Raw genomic sequence first — 19,375 nt, forward strand, 5'->3', positions numbered from 1 at the left:
GCGGTCTTTGCAGCCTCGGGGCACTTGCAACTTATCTGCGCAACATCCTGAAAAATTCATATCTCCACCGGGTGGTGACATGCAGGCACAAGACTATGCTCAGGGAGGCATTAGAACGAATGCTGGGAAGAGAGGCGCAAAACAATGGCAAGGATTCGCAAGCTTGAGATCCAAAATTTTCGATCTATCAGACTTCTCACGTGGACACCTTCTCCAGGCATTAACTGCCTCATAGGCCCAGGTGATAGCGGAAAATCCAGCATTCTAGATGCCATTGATATGTGCTTGGGAGCACGCCGAAGCGTGCCCATCGGGGACACAGACTTTTATGGTTTAAATGTCACCACGCCAATTGTAATCAATACGACCATTGGCGCCCTCCCAGATGATCTGATCAATCTGGACACGTATGGAGATTTCCTGCGCGGATTCGATCCCGCCACAGGCAATATCGAGGACGAACCTAGGATGGGTCTAGAAACCGTTCTTACACTCCGACTGAAAGTCGACAGTGACTTGGAGCCCGTTTGGACTCTCCATTCAGAGCGAGCCGCCGAGCAAGGACTGGAGCGTGGTCTCGCGTGGAAGGATCGGGCCCGTCTCGCGCCTGCTCGCATCGGTAGCTTTGCCAGTATGAATTTGTCCTGGAGTCGTAATTCAATATTGAACAAGCTGACGGAGGAGCGCGCTGCGCTCGGTGGGGCGCTAGCCGCAGCGGCCAGAGAAGCTCGAGCAAGCTTTGGGAACCAGGCAGGAGTAGAGCTTCAACAACCGTTGCAAATCGTCACCGAAACCGCCAACAGTCTTGGAGTACCTATCGGTGGTGGTGCTCAGGCACTGCTTGATGCGCACTCTGTATCAATTGGAGATGGCGCCATAGCCTTACACGATGCGGACGGTATCCCCCTTAGATCGCTTGGTACCGGCTCGTCCCGACTTCTGGTTGCAGGTCTTCAACGGCGAGCAGCTCAAGCGGCCTCCATTGCACTGGTAGACGAAGTGGAGTTCGGCCTCGAACCACATCGATTGATACGTTTTCTAGACTCAATGGGGGCGAAGGAAAGTGTACCGCCCCTCCAGGTGTTCGTGACAACTCACTCCCCGGTGGCTCTACGAGAGCTATCGGGCAATCAACTTCATATCGTGCGTAAGCGAGGTGATCAGCACGAAGTACGCCTGGCAGGAACGTCAAACGACGTCCAGAGCACGCTGAGGGCTGATCCTGAGGCTTTCTTGGCAAAGCATGTGATTGTCTGCGAAGGCGCTAGCGAGGTTGGTCTCGTCCGTGGCCTGGATCTTTACTGGGGAACACAGGGACTACCCTCCTTCATGGCGCTGGGAGGAGCCTATGTCGACGTTAACGGCGGCTCTACCGACAACTGCTACAACCGGGGTCTCGCTTTACTCGGACTGGGCTATCGCGTCCTCGCCATCGTTGACGCTGACAAACCACCCACCCCTGGGGTTCTACAAAGTTTTCTCGCTGCCGGAGGACGGTCGATAACCTGGGGAGTTGGCCGTGCATTGGAGGACGAGCTTTTTGCCAGCCTGCCCGACGCGGCTTTGGATGCCCTGATTACCAAGGCGCTCGAAGACCCAGGGCAAGAGCTGGTAGCTGAACATATCCGGTCGAAATCAGAAGGCCGGCTGTCCCTGAACGAAGTGCTTGATAGCCGCCAACAGCTCAACCCTTATCAACCTGAGCAGCGCAGGTTTTTGGGAATCGCCTCGCGGATCAGGAGGAATGGATGGTTCAAGTCGGTGACGTCCTATCAATACGTAGCGAAAGACATCATAGGGCCCCACTTGGCCAACTCAAATGTCGGCTTCCAGCAAATCATCAATGGGATAAAGGATTGGATTCATGCCGCCTGAGATCCGCCTATTCGACTTCCCTCGTGGCTCAGTTACTGCCCCAGCTGGCTGCGGAAAGACCCAGCTCATTGCCGATAACCTAGCCGAGCACCGAGAAGCCAAGCCGGTACTCGTGCTCACCCACACCAACGCCGGTGTCGCCGCTTTGCGGAACCGTTTGAAACGGGCAGGAATACCCGGCGCGTCCTATGACATCGGCACTCTGGACGGATTCAGCATTCGTGTCATCAGCAAGTTCCCGATGCGAAGCGGGCATAATCCAGCGATTCTTTTGCTTTTGGATCGTCGCAATGATTATCCCGCAATTCGAGCAGCTGCAGGGCAGTTGCTGAGTGCCGGTCACATCAGCGGAGTGTTGAAAGCCACATACTCTCGCGTGATTGTGGATGAGTACCAAGACTGCAACCAAGCTCAGCACGTGATAGTCGCCTGGCTTGGCCAAGCGCTACCTACCTACGTTCTCGGCGATCCTATGCAGGCGATTTTCGGCTTCGGCGGTAATCGACTGGTCGATTGGAATGATGATGTCCTGCCTCACTTCCCTGCCATAGGGATGCTGAACACTCCATGGCGATGGCGCCGGGTTGGCAGGGAAGATATCGGCACTTGGTTACTACAGGCTCGAAGGCTTTTAGAGGCCGGTCAGTCAGTCGATTTACGGGGCGCTCCTGCCGGCATCCAATGGATTCAAACGACGCCTGCCAATGCAGATCAGCAACGCCGGAATGCTGCCATGGTGCGAGTGCAGGATGGCGAAAACGTCCTGATCATTGGAGACTCCATTAACGTAAACAGTCGCCAACGGTTGACGAGCCAGATACCTGGTGCGACGGTCGTAGAGAACGTAGAGCTCACCGACCTTGTCAGCTTCTCAAGAAACTTTGACCCTAGAGCGGCGAATGGGGTGGAGCTTGTGGTTCGCTTCGCAGCATGCCTGATGACAGGTATAGGCCCTGCTGCTTTGTTACCCAGAGTTCAAAGCATTCGAAACGGTCGGAATCGAACTATCCCTTCTCCGATTGAACACATTACTGTCACCTATAGTGATGCACCCAGCTTAGCGAGTGCCGCTGAGTTGCTTGAGCACTATTCGCGACTGCGAGAGACCCATTTATATCGTCCAGAAATGCTGAGGTGTTGCGTGACGGCTATGAGAATGGCTATGACAGGAACACACACTCTCCATCAGGCTGTCGTCCAGATTCGTGACAAAGCACGATTCTCAGGCAGGCCGTTAAGCCGCCGAGCAGTAGGCAGCACACTGCTACTCAAAGGTCTTGAGGCGGACGTAGCGGTGATCCTTGAACCTCAAGGGATGGATGCTCACCACCTCTACGTCGCGTTGACCCGAGGAGCCAAAAAAATTCTGATTTGCTCGGGAACACCTATTCTGCAGCCGGCTTGAACTGCAAAGACAACGCAGCGGTACCCGTTCCGAATTGATGAGCTTACGCTTTGCTGAGAAAATCAGGTCTTTGATATGGAAGTCTTATGCGCACCGCTCTTCATCGAATCACACGCCAAGTTCTGACCGCTGCTCGGTATGAAGAAATTTATGGTAAGCCCATCGACGGGGCAGGTAATGAGCGGCACCGTGATTACGCGCTATGCGATATCTGTGACCAGGACGTTTACCTTCGCGCTGAGCATAGCCAGCACCGCATCCCTAATTTTAGCCACCTAGGCAATAGCAGCTTCTGTCCTGCAAAAGACTTTAACGCTGAGGCATATCGACGACTCAACCCGGTTGACGCTGACCCGCAAGCAGCACTCGCACTTAAAAACGCATTTTTCAAGACTTGGAAATTTCACTGGGTGGAGTTTAACCGGATCATTAAGTACGCCTCGATTTACGACTTCAGCAAGATACTCAAATACGCTAGCCGCCATGGCATGTGGGGTTACCGGGGCATGCGCGCTCAAGATGTGCTGGCTGTGCTGCTGACCCTCATGGACTTCATGCCCTTGCCGAAAGATAAACGCTATCTTCGGGATTACGGCTTCAGATTTTTCTATAAGGGTAGCGTTTCGGATACAAATGAGTATTGGAATCTGCCTGAGGGCCGCCGGAGTCTAATGCAGGTTAAATATGAGTTTCCTGAAAAAACAAGAACTTTCCAAGAGGTGAACATTTCTTTAAAAAATGACGTAATTTTTGATCCTAGATATTTGACTGGTGTTTATGCCGAGCCACCGCCTGTGAATTCATTCGTGGAGGATTTCATGGCGAAAGAGTTTCCGAACCTTTCGGGCCTCTAATTGGAAAGATTACTCTACGCAACAATCCGGGAGCGTTGACCCGTACCAGTGAAAAACGACAAGCACTTCTGGATGCCGGCGCTGCGCACGTGATCGCAACGTCGGAGCAGGATCTGGTAGCTGAAGTGAATCTTTTAACTGAGGGCAAATGCGCGCGGATGGCGTTTGATCCAGTCGGCGGCCCTGAAGTCGCAAACATCCTTCGAGCCCTTTCGTACTTGGGTATTTTTTTCCAATACGGAGCGCTTGAAACCACCGACCTGAGTGTTCCGGTCATGGAATTGCTGGGCAAAGACATGACCATTAGCGGCTACCAGTTCTTTGAGATTCCCCAAGATCCTGAACGTCTGAACCGTGCGAAGGACTTCGTCACTAATGGGCTTGAAGGTGGCGCCCTCCAGCCGATCACTTCAAAAACGTTCCCGCTCAGCGAGATGAGGCTCATCAGTACATGGAGTCCAACGCGCAGACCGGTAAGATTGTGATCGAGCTGTAATTATCGCGTCGTAAGCCGGCGGCGAAGATATCTTCTGAATCTCAGCGTTAAGCAATGGCGTCCGTTGTGGCCGCCATTGCGCTCTGTCTCCGTTACGCAGAAGAGTCAGGTGCCTGCCGGCTTCTTACATTCAACGTTTGATTAACCAGCACCTGCTCCAGACGCTGTAATAAAACTGCCTGAATCCATCCGTCACGGCCTCTGGCAATTTTTAGTACAGCAACTAGCTCCCGAAAATCGATTACGTGAAACAGATCCCCAGTTTCACGCATCGCAGAGGCAGCTGCTTCAAAGACCTCATCCCAGTTGTCGTGAAAAAACTCTGAAACGATCACCACGCAATGCAATTTATCGGAAAGATCCGCGCTTAGGGCTTTGCCCTCGCTTGAGCTGATCTTGCAGTTTCGTCGAAGCGCTTTGGCCGCACCTACGAGCTGGGTTACTCCTTTAAGGGCTTGCTTCTTCACTCCAGAGACCCGCCTTGCATGCGTCCTAGAGCCCTTTGAGGCAAGCATCGCGAGATCTTTAGTTTCAATGAGAATATTCCCGTGGCTGGAAAGGGCTAGAACGTCCGTTAGCTCTCGAGTTTTGTCACCATTTTCTACTACAGGACTCTTATACAACCGCCCCGGGTAAACGGATGAGAGTGCCGCCCAAACTGAGTTCTCCAGCATCCCCCCCTCATCTGGATGATCAACCTGAACAGTTTGATGTGTGCCCATACCCACGTACGACAAAAAATTGGGATGCCAGTCGACGAGTTTTACGGGGATTTTGAAAGCAGCTAACTCAGGTTTCTCCGCCGTACTGTTTTCGTACAGTGCTTCATTGAAGATATCTAGAAGACTTTCACCAAACTCTATAACGCTTCCGGTGTAAAGACTGGTGATAGGCTGAAGATATTCGGAAGCTTGTTCAGAACCCTCCGGGGCGAGGGATCCTGGCGACCAGCCGACGCAGTGATCCATCTCGTTAAACAGAAAAAAATTAACTTCACCACGACTCAAGACTTCCAGGAGTGCTCGATGCTCTTCTTCATGCGCCTGAGGCCGAGAAACAATTAGTGGCTTGTCTGGCGCGTCGTGAATGATCCCTGCAACGCAGACTTGCTCGTCGAACACACCTATCCCGATTTCCAATGAACAGCTGACCGATAAAGCTTTGAGGCTGCTCACGGGCGCCTTAATCAGAACTGATGCACCATCCGTAGTGGGTATAAACCATACTCCTGCTTCAGACGAATACATTTCTTGCTGGATTCGTGCGCTTGGCATTATCAAAAACAGGTAGCTCCTTAGCGTGTATTTTTCGGATCACATCTAATAAATGGGAAATTCAGCTCACTGACATCCAGCTAATGAGGCAGTAAGGCCATTCTAGCCTCCAAACGAGGTTGGTCACCGACAAGGCATCGATCATGGCTAGGGGAATCCGGAGGTGCAAGTATGCGACTAGCTTCAATTCGCCGTAACCTCACCAGAGCTTCAAGCCTTGTCGGTTCTCTGTCGTGTTCCTGTCGTGTTGCGTCCTCAGTAGCGTCTTCATCATGAGCCTTACCAAACATCTGATGGAGCTTAAAAATGAATTCGAACACCGCGTCTAGCCAACCTCGTATGCTGAGTCTCGAAGAGCTCGCTACTCTCATCCGAAAAATGCGGGAGGCTTTTCAATGGACGCAGGAGACTTTGGCCGAGCTCGCAGGCCTGAACGTACGGACAGTACAGCGCGTTGAGAATGCGAAGTCGGCATCCGCCTAGTGAACCCAAGTTGCACAGAGGAGCGGAGAATCATGATTCGAACCTACCTCGCTCCCAGCTGTAATGCGTTGAGCGCTTCAAGCGTCTGTACTACCAATTCAACTACACCAACGTCGAAGTCCTCGCGATTTGCCTCCTCGTGGGTGCCTTTATTCAGATACACCCATACCAAGGACTGCGCAGGTATGCCTCGGCATTGGCGTAATTCTGCTCTGCCTGAGCATGTTAGTGCTCCTGAAATTATGCTTATTTTCTTAAATCGCTTTTACCGCATGCTCTAAAAGGACTGCATCAGCGGCCTTGAGGCGATCTTCCTTCCACATTTTATGGAGCACCTCCTTTGCTCGCTCTTTAGTAATTCCAGTATCGGCCAAATTCAGATGCTTAATAGTCCACTTCCCTTCCGGCGAAACCCCCTTGATCACAACAGGCAAATCATCTTCATCGACATCGTACTCAAAATGATCCGCCACAGTATCTAGATATGGATGCACAATTAAAAAACTGCATTGTGCGTAATCTTCATTAATCTCCGAAATTGTTTGTAAATCCGACTTATTTTCGAAGCCATTACAGAATTCGCAAGCCAATACCAAGTTCAGTGGAAGAAACGTCCAAACCGGATGAAGAGCTTTCGGAGCAATGTGATCGCGATGGATAGTCCTACGCCCTTCTCGACCTAAGGGAAGCCTGCACCAAGCACAACGGTTTTCCTGAATCACCGCTCCTTGAGCGGAGATTTCATCCTTGAACGCTACAACAGCCCTAGCCCTGCCACCCCATCGAGCAGGACGATCTAGAACTGGAAGGGCGTCTAGCTTTCGCGTTACTTCATCGACTATAACCGCGCATGCTGATAGCTGGATCATTGTTTATGCTCTATGAACTTACCGATTCGCTCGAGTATGATGTTCATGGCAGGATTATCTGGGCCATTAACTTGCTGTAGCCTGTCAAGGATTGACTGCAGTTTGTTCTTGTCATAATCGTCTTCCATTGAGATCATATGAAGGGCGTCGCGCAGATCTTTTTCTACATAAATATTTCCGGAGGTCGCCACCCCAAATGCCCTATACAAGATGTTTTCCGGTGAGCGCCCATATACATCCCCATCGAAAATCTCAAAACCCCAACCAGTCCTAGTGGTCTGCTTCTTCGCCATGATCAAGGATGAGTTTTTATCATCAATATCCGAGACCATAAAATGAGAATGCGTTGCAATCAAAACATGCACGCCATTTATACTCTGCAAGCTGGACTTGAGCGTCGGAATATATTCCATCTGCCAGTCTGGATGAAGACTAAGCTCAGGCTCATCAATTACTACGAGCGAATTTTCTTCTATCTCCGCAAGAAGGCGAGAATGGGTACCAATAATTTGTTGTTCGCCAGAGCTGAGATCTGAGAATGGACATGCCTGCAAATCTTCCTTCCCTCTCATGAAAACCAACGACACCGAACCAAAAGACCTTAGTCGCCTTACAGTGTCGTAACCATCATGCCAGCTCTGCAGGTCGCTAGTGCTTAACTCCATGATTGAAAGCGCGTATCTATCGTGCACATAAGGCAAAGCCTTAATATTCTGGAAAAAATCGAAGGCTACCCTGACACGTTTATCAACTGAGTCAGGAATCGTTCCCGTGGGCTGCCGATACAGTATCGCTTCTTCGACCTCTTCGAAGTTTTTAGAAAGCATTTTCTCTGAGTATGGCGCGACCATTAAGTACAAGTCACTTGTGTAGCCTGCAAGGGTCAGCCAGCGTTTAAGATTTTCTTTAAAGCCGGGTTTACTCAACCCTCGAAATAGACTCTGAACCACTTTCGCCTCGAGGGCGCCTGTAGTGGTCAAGTTCGTTGACTGGCGCAATCCAAGGTACTTATAAAATGCGTTTCCGCTTTCCTTGCTAAATCTGAATTTATCCGCAGGCAGGTGAGCGACTGCGGCTATCTGTTCGGGAAATGGCAAATATTTTAAATCGGCACTTTCCTGATCAGCTGTACAAAAGACACCTGACTCATCTCGGCTTATAGTGCATTCGACTCCACCAACCTGATACTTAATGAAGCACTTTGATGAAATGCTTCTGCGAGAAGATCTGCTATTTTTTCTTTTATTTCGCAGTGATGCTAAGTAGACAAACTCATCTATGATCCTGCTAAGCACCCGACTCTTTCCGCAGCCATTAGGGCCAATAATCACCGAAACTACCGTCCCGACTATGTCGGGTTCACCATTCAGCAGGGGAAGCTCAAAGTCATCATCTACGAATTCAAGAAGAGTGAATCCTTTCCTTTTCATGCGTCCCGTCCGTCAAAGTTACGCCTGCAGATTTCAGTCATTAATATGAACACCAGCCATGATGCCATAATAATGGCGCACCTCGAAACTTTAAGTCCTCTGGATTCACTTGGGAGCTATATGCGAGAGATAGCGAACACCTATGCGTTCAAAAAAACTGAGGCCGCCGCTCAAAGCAATGATGCAAGGCACGCTTCGCCGAATGCGATAGGAGATCGACGCAATGAAAAAATCGACTAAACGTATGCTGCTGCCCGGCTCCCAAAAAAATCCAAGCCCCTCCTTCACAAGTCCTGTCTTCTGAACGACACTCGCCAGCACGCCTCCACAGCGACAACCAGATAGGAAAGGACTCCAATGCACCTCGAATTTCACGTCCCGGACGAATTGAAGCAGGAATTTACGAATCTAATAGACGCGGCGCTCCCCGAGCAGGTTTATCAAAGTTTCCTGGAGAAACACACTCAGTTTATACCCCGCGAATTCGTCCAGAACCATGGCATCCACTTCGATCTGGTTTTCAGAAAGCTACATCTGGCCAGCGACTATGCGCCTGATTTCTTCTACATGTCGAAGAGCTCAGCTGATTGGAATCTGGTTCTGATTGAAATCGAGAAACCTCAATCTAAATACTTCAAGGACGGCAGCAACGAGCCCCACCCCGATTTCGTTACGGCTTACGACCAAATTATGAAATGGCGCGGCTGGTTCCAAGACCTTGGCAACTACACGGGTTTCATAAATGGCACGTTGGGGTCAGTGCGCGAGCCCATGGGACGGAACGCTTGCCACATCAAGTACGTCCTTGTGCATGGACGCCGCCATGAATTCGCTGAGAATGCGATTAGGCGCAATAAAATCAAAGGCATGGAGGGAGATGACTTCAAAATTCTGTCCTATGACAGCCTCCTCGAAGCGTTGAACAGAAAATACCCGCTCTACGTGTGTGCCCGCAAAAATGAGTGGGTAGATTTCCTCTCGAGAAAATATGTTTCAGATGAGGTCTTTTCGTATTTCGATCCGAGCATGCTACGGATCAATGACGACCTCCGAGAAGACATCGTCAAAAACAAGCATAACTGGCGTATCAGCAGCCTCAAGGGCGGACGCGCGCTCGACCACGTACTGGATAAGCTAGGTCGCTGCTGAAAGCTAACACGCGAAAAATCCGAAAGCCGTTTCTATAGACGATGGCCTACCATTGCGCGCAGATGCTCTACTGGCAAGCGGAGCGCGCGCACCATCGGCAGGAGGCGTGCGGGATGAAAGCCTGCAGGGCCAAAACACTGAAGGTGGTTCGGTTTACGACAGCATGGCTGCGCAGCGGCCCGCCCATAGATAGAAGCGTCACCGGTCTAGCACGCAGGCAGCGAAGCACTCCCATCGTGGGCAGAGCAGAACAATATCACCGGCTTGCCTGGCGCTCCGCACTGCTCACAGGAGATCAAGTAGAGCTGCGCGGCGACACTTATTGCACCATTGTACTAATCGCCACCACCCTTATAGAAAAATGAAGCTCGCGAAATTTCGACTTGTTATGTCCGACCGTCAAAGGATCGATATTAGGATGTCGATTCGAATGCTTTGGAGAGTGTCGCAAAACGCTGAAAGGATCCCTCTCCAACCCGGATTGCAGTAAATGTCGTCAACAAGGTCAGAAGAAAGCAGCGGGTATCGCGATCTGAACTCTTCAATTGTGATCTCGGCTAGAACAGTGTCTTTCGTGCTCGTCATATCTCTCTGAGTAAAAAACTCGGCGAAGTCGGCCTTCCAAAGAGCTATGGCACTGATCCCGCTCTCTGCAAAACATAGCGTGAAAGGTTGGTATCTCCAACCGCAAGCGGAGCGCGCAGGCCGTAGGCGTGCGGATGGAAGTCCGTAGGGCGCGCCATTCAACTCCCGCAACACTGTCCAAAAAGATTACTGCAACACTCGTGGTGTTATGTGATGCTGCCCTTGCGAAAGACGCAGAAACTCACAAAGGCTGGCACGCCCGTTAACACGCTGAAACGTTGCAAGGACATATCTCGAATTTTCAGTTGTCATCACCCAAAACCTGCCTTCGCGCTCCACTTTCAACACGTCAGAAGTGCGGATCAAATGGCCATCTCCATACCGCCCATACTGGTCTTTGCGCTTGTGACCAAAAACCACACCGATGCCTGCACGAGCCCTGATGGAAACACCGCAGAGATAGGCGGTCACTGGCACATCGAAGCCTTGCTCCTGAGCTTTTATAATTCGCTGGAGATCAAAATCTGTATGGCGCTTTCCGTGAAAATTGACATCGATGGTGTCGAGCATTTTTGTGCTCCAATGAGTAGTCCATATGGCGTTACCATGAATTTCACACGCAACCAGAGGCGCTGGTATCGTGGGGGATTACTGGTAAATTTCAGGCTGATCGAATCATGCTTGAGAGAAAGACGGGCCTCAGGTTGGCCAGCGCTTCAATCTTGAAGTCTCGCTGGTGTGAAGTGTGATACACCGCTCCCTTAGCTACTTCCAGCAAGCAAACCTCAGAGCCAGACCTGTCCTCACCTACGGTTACTCTGGTTAACCGCTCCATCTGCCAGCCTCCGGACTTATTCATCCAAGATGGCGTCACAGCCATAATCTCAGTGATAGCTAAATCCGCACCTTGGCTTACCAACATTTTTTGAAGCTGGTGGGTGTCGTCAATCATCACCGCGCACTCGCTGGGTCGACCCTCGTTTTCGACGCTAAGGGTTAGGTGATACCAAGGAGTTCGGAGCAGCCTTGAGACTCCGCGCCAATGGGACACGCCCTCCCCGAACATTCCTGGGACGCCTATCAGGTCGTTGTCTAAGGTTCTGAACATGTGTCGCCTCAAGCTGCTGGAGCACGTCAGTTGCCCAGCAGAACCGGTTGGTAATCAGAAAAGGGAAAATATCGCTTCGATAGAAGCAGACTTACGATGGCCTGGGCCAAGCAAGACGTAGACCGTGTTGCGTGTTTCGAATAGGTAGCCTTCTTTGAAAGCGGTGCCCATGCTTGAGCGCACCCAATGGCCTGGTTCGAAACGCCGCTGCTCGTCGTGCACAACTTTGTGGGCAAAAAGAAAGATTGGCTGGCAGCCTGCGGCGGTAACTTTCGCTCGCTCTTCGTCGGTGACGATGGCGTCTAGGATGATCCATTCCTCGACGGCGCAGAGGGGCATCCATTTGTAGCGTTTTCTAGCAGCAGCCATCACGGCTTCGAGACCCAACTCAGAACCCATCAGGCTGACACCGGGATTGCCCAGCAGGCTGCCGTCCAAAGAGCTTTCCATCAATGCATACCCACTCGGCAATATCCTCAAATTACTAGATTTGCAGCTAAACCGCCACAATCACAACTATAGACGTTTGTTTGGCGGCAGGCAAACACGGCATAACTTACGGTTTTTGGGGATCTGTAATGTCGCTCCGCTATTCCTTCGCGGCAGTGCTCCAATTGCTGCGTATACGGAAAGGGCTATCCCAGGCCGGTATGTCGGGGTGTGTGGATCAGAGAACCGTCAGCAAGGTTGAGCTAGCGAAGAGCTCTGTATCGGTAGACACAAGTTATGCATTGGCAGCAGCACTTGGGGTGAGCCCCACAACGCTTCTCGCTCTGACGATGGCTTCCTACGATAAAAGCTCGCCACGGGAGACACTCCTTGCCTCTCTAGCTGAGATAGAGGCATTGGGTCTGGCCGACGCGCCATTACCTACAGAGCCGCAGACGACAACGCGTTTGAACGTGTCGGATGCAAGGAAGAGATGGGTGGCTGTTCAGGAGCTGAAAGTAGCCGGCTTTAGCCAAGCCGAGGCTTCGAGGCAGCTGGGGATTCCTGAGTCGACGGTGCGTCGATTGTGGCGTCAGGAGCATACGGATTAAGAACGTTTTCCAGGTGGCTTGCCTGCCTCATAGGGCAGCCACCAATTTTGGACAGGCTATTTAAGTAAATATTGGCGAAGCAGTTCCCTCACAAGGGCCGGAGGGGATGAGATCCCCATTCGCAAAATTTCAAGAACACCTGCGCGTCGTTATCTCCAATTAAGCTGCTCTACTGCAGCCCAAGGTGACTTCTACCATTACGCACCTAGGTGCGCGTTGATTACTGCATCAGAATTTGAACCGCTGGAGTGTAACGCCAGTAGAATAGCTGCTTCAGGGCTACTCGAGCCCACCTACACAACTACACAACATAGGTGGCAGGCCCTATTTAAGGTTCGATTCCCTTCACCCGCTCCAATCGAATTTCAGTCTCACGTCGGTTTTTGACGGGGGATGCAGGTAAAGAAAAAACCGGCCTTGATGGCCGGTTTTTTTGTGTCTGGGGTTTGGTGGGATTGGGCTCATTTTTTACAAGCAAAGCGACCCCCATTTTCATCGTCCCCTCACCCATTTTCCGCTGGTCGTTGAGCTAGTGTCCGAGGGAGGGAAGCGCCTACCCTTTACTCTGTTAACGTTTTTTTCTCAAATCGCGGATTTAGTATCAAATTTCATCCAGCATTAACATTTTCACAGCTACGAAAATTATCGTTTTCGCATAAGATCGGCCTTCTGTTAGCGTTTTTATTGCCTCAGTAAAGGATTTCGTCAATGCAAGTCGGTTTCAAGACCCTCGCGACCCGCTACGCCATCGCATTGGCGCAGCCTCTGCGTGCCGAGTCGATGATCGGCACGGTTCGCGTCAGCCGCGAAAGTGACGGCCAGGTGGAGAACCGGTATCCACCAAGCTACCGACCTGCAGACGATTTCGCAGGGCATTTCGAATTCGGTCTCAAGTACGAAGAAATTCATCTCGAGTTTTTTGCTCGCCTGTTCGCGGTCACAGGCCCGCAGCCTATCGAAGACTGGTGTCGACGGGAGCCTTTCGGCCAGTACGCCCGTCGCACGGGATTTTTCTACGAATGGCTGACAGGGGAACGTCTGGATGTGCCTGACGTGACCAATGGCCGCTATGTTGATGCCGTTTCTCCAACAGATTACCTGACACGTAGTGAGGCACTGCGAACACGGCGTTGGCGTGTCAATAACAACCTCCCGGGGACGGCTGAGTTCTGCCCCTTGGTTCGTCGTACCCCGTCAGTCCAGGAAGCTTTGCAATTCGATCTGCGCAAGGCATTGGAAGAACTGGATCACGCCTATGGCGCCGACATTCTGATGCGTACGGCCAGTTGGCTGACGTTCAAGGAATCGCGCGCGAGCTTTCTCATCGAAAAGGAAGCCGACCAGGCGGATCGCATCCAGCGGTTTGCCCATGTCATTGCCCAGCACTGCGGTCATATCAAAAACCCGTTGAGCAACGACAGCCTGCAGTCCCTGCAAGCCGGCATTCTGGGGCGTGATGCCATCGGACTGGGCTTGCGGCGCTCTCCTGTGTTTGTGGGCCAGGCCACAATGCGCGAGGACATCGTGCATTACATTGCCCCTCATTTTGAAGATCTCGCGCAGCTATTGGCAGGGCTCAACGAGTTTGAAGTCGCAACACGTGGTGCGGAGTCACTGGCACGTGCCGCGGTGCTGGCATTTGGTTTCGTGTATATCCATCCCATGCGCGACGGCAATGGCCGGATTCATCGCTTCCTGATCAACGACACCTTGATTCGGGATAAGGCGGTGCCTGACGGCGTGATACTGCCAGTGTCGGCCACCATCACCAGTTCGATCGACTTCAGGGCCGGCTACGATCGTACGCTCGAAGCGTTCTCGCGGCCGTTCATGCGACGTTACGCAACGGACTACCGGTTCGGCGAACTCGTGACCTACGAGGACGGCACTCCCAGCAACTTCATCTTCGATGAATACGAGGACGCGTGCTTTGCCTGGCGGTATCCCGATCTGACCGAACACGTCCTGTACACCGCACGCGTCGTCGAGCACACGATTCGAAAGGAAATGGCGGATGAAGCCCGAGTACTGGTGATTTTTCAGCGAGCGCAGGAGCAGCTGAAAGAGGTACTGGAGATGCCAGACCAGGATGCAAACCGCATCATCCGCTCCATCAAGGAGAATGGCTGGACGGTATCTGGCAAGCTAAAGAAAGGGTATCCGCAGCTTGAAGATGAGGGCACGGCGAAACGCGTCGTCGAGGCCGTGCGTTCCGCGTTTGAGAATCGGGAGATGGGGGCTGGCGAAGAGTGATTTCCGGCGAATCCGGATAAGGTGCTCTCGAGCCTCCAGCCCTGCCCGCGCTCTTCGACGCGAAGAATCCTCACGCTTCCAGCCGCCGATAAATGCGGGAGCAGATCAGCGCGAAGATGCCGCCAGATCCTCTTCGACGAAGCGCAGCATCGCCTCCGCCAGTGCCTCCCGCGGATAGGCATTCTGTGTCACCAATAGTGAACCTAGGGTGGAATGCGTTCGGGCGATCGGCACTGCCAGTGCCCAATGATCGGCGTTGATATAGCCCATCAGTCGGCTGCCGGGCACAACCTGATCGTAGAAGATCACTTGGCTGTCGTTGCGGGCATCGATGCGCGCCAGCTTGTTGTAACTCGATTTCAGCACGGCCGAGATGTGATCCGGCTGCGGGAAGGTCACGAGCGAATAGTAGTTCAGTTCGGACGGCAGCCGGTTCTGCGCCAGCCAGTTCTTGCGCGTTGCGGGTCGAAGGCTGTTGATCGCGCCACCGTCGCCCGAATCGCAGGTCGCACCGGGAAAGTGCCGCAACAGGTCCGCCTGGTACTGCTCGGCATCGTTGGCCAGCGCCGAGCCGCCGACCGAGCCAGCTGCGCTGATCACTGCCGCCACGCGGCCGCGGACTTCCGGGTAAGCGACCATCGCTTCGAGGATGTCGGGCGCGCCCTTTGAATAGCCGATGAGGACGAGGCGCGGCGGTCCGGCGTCGGCTGGCATCGCCATGATCGCGTCGCGTATTTGCCGAGCGTTCTTTGCGGAGCTCGATAAGGCGTCGACCTTGATCTGCACCAGGTCATATCCGAACTGGCGCAGATGAACCGCTACGCTGCCCGGCGCTTGCAGCCATTGCTCGAAGCATTCGTAGCCGACGCCGGCCACCACAGCGCCAACCAGACGGCGTTTCGATTGACCGAGATCGACGGGTTTGCCGGTGCCACCCGGTTCGCTACCGACGCGCGTCAATGCCTCCTCGCAAGGGCGGCTATCGGGCAGGACGCTTGCTCGCGTGTCGAGGATCGAGCAGAAAATCTCGCGAAAGCGCGCCCGCTGGTCCTTCACGCCGGCCTGCGACGCAGGGACCAGTACCAGCGGCGGGGTGTCCGCCGAGTAGGCAATCAGCGGCGCGGGTGTGCAGGCGGTGAGCGCATGGCAGCCAGCGATCATCAGCCATGCCATGCCAGCGCTGCACAACAATGGGTGGGTACCGCACAAACGGCCGGCCGAGTCATCCGGCCTGCCGAACAGGTCACTTGCGGGCATCATCGACCTCCTTTTGTGCAGGCGAGTCGCGCCGGTCCAGATACGGTTCCCAATCGAGCAGCTTCACCTGCGACAGGCTGAGCGGCCGCGTCGCAAAGAACATGACCGCACGCAGACCGTCGCTGAAGTAATGGGCGCCGCTGAACGTCGTTCGCGAGTGTGCCTGGGACGCGGGACCGACGCCGGTGACGAACCCGAGCTTGTCCAGACCGGCCGAATACATCATGTCCTGGATCAGGAGATTTCTCGCCTCATCGACATCTGCATGCAAGACGAGGTTTTGCGAATCGCGCGGTGCAAAGCGTCCGCCGGTCGGTCTTGCGACCTGCGCGAGATAGACGGATTGACCTTCGAAGCGCATTGGCGTGTTCCACACGCGCACCCAGGTCGCCGGCGCTCCGGCTTGCGATCGCTTGCGAACCACGGCATCGGGCATGCGGCCGAACAGACGTTCGGCCGCATCCGCGGGGTTCGCGGCACGCCGGTAGCCGCGACGCACAAATGCGGCGGCGATATCGGCGAACTCGCCGACGAGAATGGCATTGATCGGATCGCCGGGCGCCTTGCCGTTCGCGTCAGTGGCGCAGCAGGGAAGGCGCTCCAACGCGGAACGCAACGCGGCCAGATCGTCATAGTCCTTGATCTCGGAACCATGATGCTGGAACAAGCCTTCGGCAAACCATTTTTCCCCGGCATCGTCCGGCACCCGCAAGAAAAGGGAGAACGGGATCAGCGTCTTTCTCTGCAGCAGATCGATATTCAGCAGCCGCGTAACGCGCTCCGGGTTGATGAACAGCACGCCGGCTTTCGTTTCGCCTGGCAGGACGGGATTCTTGAACCCCAGTTGGTCCAAGTGTGCATTGATGCGTGCGTTCGCGGCCGGGGCGAATATCCCGTGCATGGACCAGGCGACTTCGAGTGGCGAGAAATAGTCGGGATCGGTTCCCGGTCGCAGCAACAAGAGCGGATCGGCAGTCTGGTTCTGGACTTCGACCCACACGGGCTGCACGCGTGTCTTGTCCAGCTCCACACCCAGCATGCGCTGCCTGTCTTCGGCACTGAGCACGGCGGCGCTGACGCGCACCTGATGCCTGGTGGCCGTCTGCGCACGTTCACGCAACTCGGCAGTACTTAAATCGGCGGGTGCCTGCCAGGTCGTACAAGCAACGACGAGCGCAAGAATCGCTGCACAACCCAGGGTGCACAAGCAGCGTGTTGCACACCGCAGAGTCCCCCTGGCGGGTGGCGCCGACGGCAAGCGGCTCATGGCTTGACCCGCCCCGGTGATTGTCCGTCATTCTCATAGATGCCCTTCGATAGAAAGAACTCTATTTGCGCCAGGGAGGTGTGCATGGGATCGAATACCAGGACACAGCGCAGCCCATCCGTGTAGTAAGGATCGGTCGTCAGGTTCTCGCGCGGCGCGCTCTTGGGCGCGGCCCCCACACCCTTCACGAATCCGAACTTGGCCAGCGTCACCGAATACGCCATATCCTGCGTCAGCGCACTGCGCGCTTCGTCGACATCAGGGTCGATCTTGTGCGTCGTCAGCGTCGCAGTATGCAGGGTCAACCGGCTGCCGATATCACGGCTGATCTGTCCGATCCACACCTTCTTGCCGTGATATTGCATCGGACTCAGCCACAGCCTCAGATGATTACGCTGGTGGACGTTGTCACGCGCCTTTTGCAAGGCAAGGTCCTGGGCTCGCCCGAACAGATAGAGATCGCTCACCGGCGCATAGGGATAGCGCTCGCCGGCAAGCGCCGAATGAACCATTTTCATGATCGCCCCCGACCACTTTTCCTCGGTTCCGCGCCAGCCGCGACGCGCGAATGCGGGGAAGGCATCATCGAGGCCGCCGACGATCACCAGGTTCAGCGGATCGCCGTTCCTGGAACCCTCCTCGTTGGTGACGCAGCACGGCAGCGCCTCCAGCGCCGCCTGGAAACTGGCGTCATCGGTGTAGTTCACAATGTCTTCGGGCGGATAGATGCCCTGCCTGAACACTTCGCTGATGTGGTAATCGGTGCGCAGGCCCGGCACGATGGCCAGGACAGAGAAATGCCTCGACCGCCCGTCTGCCACCAGATCGAGGTTAACGAACTTGAACCCCTCGTCGAGATGGGTCAACACGAAGCCCGAGGTTGTCGCGCCAGGTGCGACAGGGTTGCGGAAGGCCAGCCGACGGAAGTGCCGGTCGAGCGCCGTCCGCTCGTCCTGCGTGCCCCCCGGGAAAAATGCTTCGGCCGCCTCGGATGCAGGGAAGAAATTTGGATCGAGGCCCGGCGAAAGCAGATAGTAGGCGCGGTCTTCCCGGTTTTTGACTTCGACCCAGACTGGCTGTATCGATTTATTCGCCAGGGGCACGCCGTAGACCACTTCGCTTTCTGCGGCCGACAATACGGCGGTCGACACCCCCAGGCCGCCATCGCTGCGCGTCACCGCGCGGCTTTTGTAGTCAAGGCTCGTCGTTGACTGAGGCTGGGAGGCGCAGCCGACGAGCGCGGCTGCGATGGCCATTGCTGCGAGCGCGTGTCTCACCATGCGATGCATCGCGTAACCTCATCAACTGAGCTTCGCTGCCCTGCCTGGGTAATCCGTGGCGACTGCGCACATCGGTTTCCATGTCTCAGCCTTTCATTATGAACCGCCCCGGGAATTGCGCAGGTTTTTTGTATCTGTAGCAGGGACGCTGTCATCTACGCTGAAATTTGTTAGCGTTTTTTTCACATATCACGGATTCAGTATCAAATTTCATCCAGCATTAGCGTTTTCACACCGACGAAAATTATCGTTTTCGCATAAAACTGCTGTTCTGTTAGCGTTTTTCTTGCCCCAGTAAAGGATTTCGTCAATGCAAGTCGGTTTCAGGCACCTTGCAAACCGTTACGACATCGCACTGGCACAACCTCTGCGCGTCGAGTCAATGATTGGCACTGTTCCACCCAACCGCTGCACTCACTGCTCAGCACCGCCCGTTACAGAATTGGTGCGGTGACACAGGTCCTGGAAAACCTCGCGATGCGCGGTGACATCACCACGGATTCGGTGATTCTCAGCGACTTCGCGTTGCTTTGCTGCATCCCCCTGCGTGATGGCTGTGATGTTCTGGAGGTCATTGGGCGACGTATGGATGCGCAACCGTCTTGACGTCACCAAGCAACGATTGATCCGATCAAACTCCAAATAAAAAAGACACCTGACCTTTAGCGGCACCTGTTCTTTTTGGCATCAGCGAGTCGTGACGGTAAACAACCTCGGGAACGGCAGCAGCACCAAGACCGGCTGCTGCGC

General features: G+C 54.0%; 17 protein-coding genes and 1 pseudogene. 9 read left to right on the forward strand and 9 right to left on the reverse strand.

Annotation, left to right across the window (positions count from 1 at the left end; all coding sequences use genetic code 11):
* Positions 1-144: 144 nt before the first annotated feature.
* From ELQ88_RS27070 to ELQ88_RS27085, 4 genes are all read left to right on the forward strand, one after another.
* Complete coding sequence (locus ELQ88_RS27070) at positions 145-1,875, forward strand: ATP-binding protein (RefSeq protein WP_122671727.1); 1,731 nt, start codon at positions 145-147, stop codon at positions 1,873-1,875.
* A complete protein-coding gene (locus ELQ88_RS27075; RefSeq protein ID WP_138968844.1) occupies positions 1,865-3,280 on the forward strand; it encodes a UvrD-helicase domain-containing protein in 1,416 nt (471 codons plus the stop codon). Before ELQ88_RS27070 ends, ELQ88_RS27075 begins: the two co-directional genes overlap by 11 nt.
* A gap of 86 nt (positions 3,281-3,366) precedes the next feature.
* The gene (locus ELQ88_RS27080) at positions 3,367-4,134 is read left to right on the forward strand and encodes a hypothetical protein (protein ID WP_138968846.1); all 768 of its coding nucleotides are present in this window, start codon (positions 3,367-3,369) and stop codon (positions 4,132-4,134) included.
* A 35-nt stretch (positions 4,135-4,169) separates the two neighbouring features.
* A complete protein-coding gene (locus ELQ88_RS27085; RefSeq protein ID WP_228761571.1) occupies positions 4,170-4,619 on the forward strand; it encodes a zinc-binding dehydrogenase in 450 nt (149 codons plus the stop codon).
* Between the two features lie 103 nt (positions 4,620-4,722).
* Here ELQ88_RS27085 and ELQ88_RS27090 read toward each other — a convergent pair whose 3' ends face one another.
* Positions 4,723-5,805 (reverse strand): hypothetical protein, encoded by a 1,083-nt coding sequence (locus ELQ88_RS27090; protein ID WP_138968848.1) that lies wholly within the window; start codon positions 5,803-5,805, stop codon positions 4,723-4,725.
* Positions 5,806-6,243: 438 nt separating this feature from the next.
* On the opposite strand from ELQ88_RS27090, the gene ELQ88_RS34840 reads away from it, so the two are divergent.
* Positions 6,244-6,387 (forward strand): helix-turn-helix domain-containing protein, encoded by a 144-nt coding sequence (locus ELQ88_RS34840; RefSeq protein ID WP_346342826.1) that lies wholly within the window; start codon positions 6,244-6,246, stop codon positions 6,385-6,387.
* 254 nt (positions 6,388-6,641) lie between these two features.
* On the opposite strand, the gene ELQ88_RS27100 is transcribed toward ELQ88_RS34840, so the two are convergent.
* Together ELQ88_RS27100 and ELQ88_RS27105 are read right to left on the reverse strand one after the other, a co-directional pair.
* Entirely contained in the window at positions 6,642-7,256 is a 615-nt protein-coding gene (locus ELQ88_RS27100) for a hypothetical protein (protein WP_138968852.1), read from the reverse strand.
* The gene (locus tag ELQ88_RS27105) at positions 7,253-8,686 is read right to left on the reverse strand and encodes an AAA family ATPase (protein ID WP_138968853.1); all 1,434 of its coding nucleotides are present in this window, start codon (positions 8,684-8,686) and stop codon (positions 7,253-7,255) included. The genes ELQ88_RS27100 and ELQ88_RS27105 overlap by 4 nt, the downstream gene beginning before the upstream one ends.
* 357 nt (positions 8,687-9,043) lie before the next feature.
* Between ELQ88_RS27105 and ELQ88_RS27110 the strand changes: the two genes are divergently transcribed.
* Positions 9,044-9,835, forward strand: a complete 792-nt coding sequence (locus ELQ88_RS27110; protein ID WP_138968855.1) for a Shedu anti-phage system protein SduA domain-containing protein — start codon at positions 9,044-9,046, stop codon at positions 9,833-9,835.
* 771 nt (positions 9,836-10,606) lie between these two features.
* On the opposite strand, the gene ELQ88_RS27115 is transcribed toward ELQ88_RS27110, so the two are convergent.
* The 3 genes from ELQ88_RS27115 to ELQ88_RS27125 all read right to left on the reverse strand — a co-directional run bounded on the left by ELQ88_RS27115 (position 10,607) and on the right by ELQ88_RS27125 (position 11,978).
* Positions 10,607-10,990, reverse strand: a complete 384-nt coding sequence (locus tag ELQ88_RS27115; protein ID WP_138968857.1) for a hypothetical protein — start codon at positions 10,988-10,990, stop codon at positions 10,607-10,609.
* A 91-nt stretch (positions 10,991-11,081) separates the two neighbouring features.
* A complete protein-coding gene (locus ELQ88_RS27120; protein WP_138968859.1) occupies positions 11,082-11,528 on the reverse strand; it encodes a hypothetical protein in 447 nt (148 codons plus the stop codon).
* Positions 11,529-11,582: 54 nt separating this feature from the next.
* Positions 11,583-11,978, reverse strand: coding sequence for a hypothetical protein (locus ELQ88_RS27125; RefSeq protein WP_138968861.1), 396 nt, complete (start codon positions 11,976-11,978; stop codon positions 11,583-11,585).
* A gap of 128 nt (positions 11,979-12,106) precedes the next feature.
* On the opposite strand from ELQ88_RS27125, the gene ELQ88_RS27130 reads away from it, so the two are divergent.
* Both ELQ88_RS27130 and ELQ88_RS27135 read left to right on the forward strand, forming a co-directional pair.
* On the forward strand, positions 12,107-12,568 hold the full coding sequence (locus ELQ88_RS27130; RefSeq protein ID WP_138968863.1) for a helix-turn-helix domain-containing protein: 462 nt from the start codon (positions 12,107-12,109) through the stop codon (positions 12,566-12,568).
* Between the two features lie 708 nt (positions 12,569-13,276).
* Positions 13,277-14,821, forward strand: coding sequence for a Fic family protein (locus ELQ88_RS27135; protein WP_138968865.1), 1,545 nt, complete (start codon positions 13,277-13,279; stop codon positions 14,819-14,821).
* A 105-nt stretch (positions 14,822-14,926) separates the two neighbouring features.
* Here ELQ88_RS27135 and ELQ88_RS27140 read toward each other — a convergent pair whose 3' ends face one another.
* Genes ELQ88_RS27140 through ELQ88_RS27150 form a run of 3 tightly spaced genes read right to left on the reverse strand, consistent with a single transcriptional unit; the run spans position 14,927 to position 18,601 of the window.
* Positions 14,927-16,078, reverse strand: a complete 1,152-nt coding sequence (locus ELQ88_RS27140) for a hypothetical protein (protein ID WP_218190503.1) — start codon at positions 16,076-16,078, stop codon at positions 14,927-14,929.
* Complete coding sequence (locus tag ELQ88_RS27145) at positions 16,065-17,285, reverse strand: LssY C-terminal domain-containing protein (protein WP_228761572.1); 1,221 nt, start codon at positions 17,283-17,285, stop codon at positions 16,065-16,067. The genes ELQ88_RS27140 and ELQ88_RS27145 overlap by 14 nt, the downstream gene beginning before the upstream one ends.
* A gap of 56 nt (positions 17,286-17,341) precedes the next feature.
* A complete protein-coding gene (locus ELQ88_RS27150) occupies positions 17,342-18,601 on the reverse strand; it encodes an LssY C-terminal domain-containing protein (protein WP_224790895.1) in 1,260 nt (419 codons plus the stop codon).
* A 420-nt stretch (positions 18,602-19,021) separates the two neighbouring features.
* Here ELQ88_RS27150 and ELQ88_RS34845 point away from each other — a divergent pair.
* Positions 19,022-19,231: pseudogene (locus ELQ88_RS34845) on the forward strand (short-chain dehydrogenase); the annotation flags it as partial.
* Positions 19,232-19,375 lie beyond the last annotated feature (144 nt).

Origin of the sequence: Pseudomonas sp. MPC6, assembly GCF_006094435.1 — a bacterium.
Lineage (GTDB): Bacteria > Pseudomonadota > Gammaproteobacteria > Pseudomonadales > Pseudomonadaceae > Aquipseudomonas.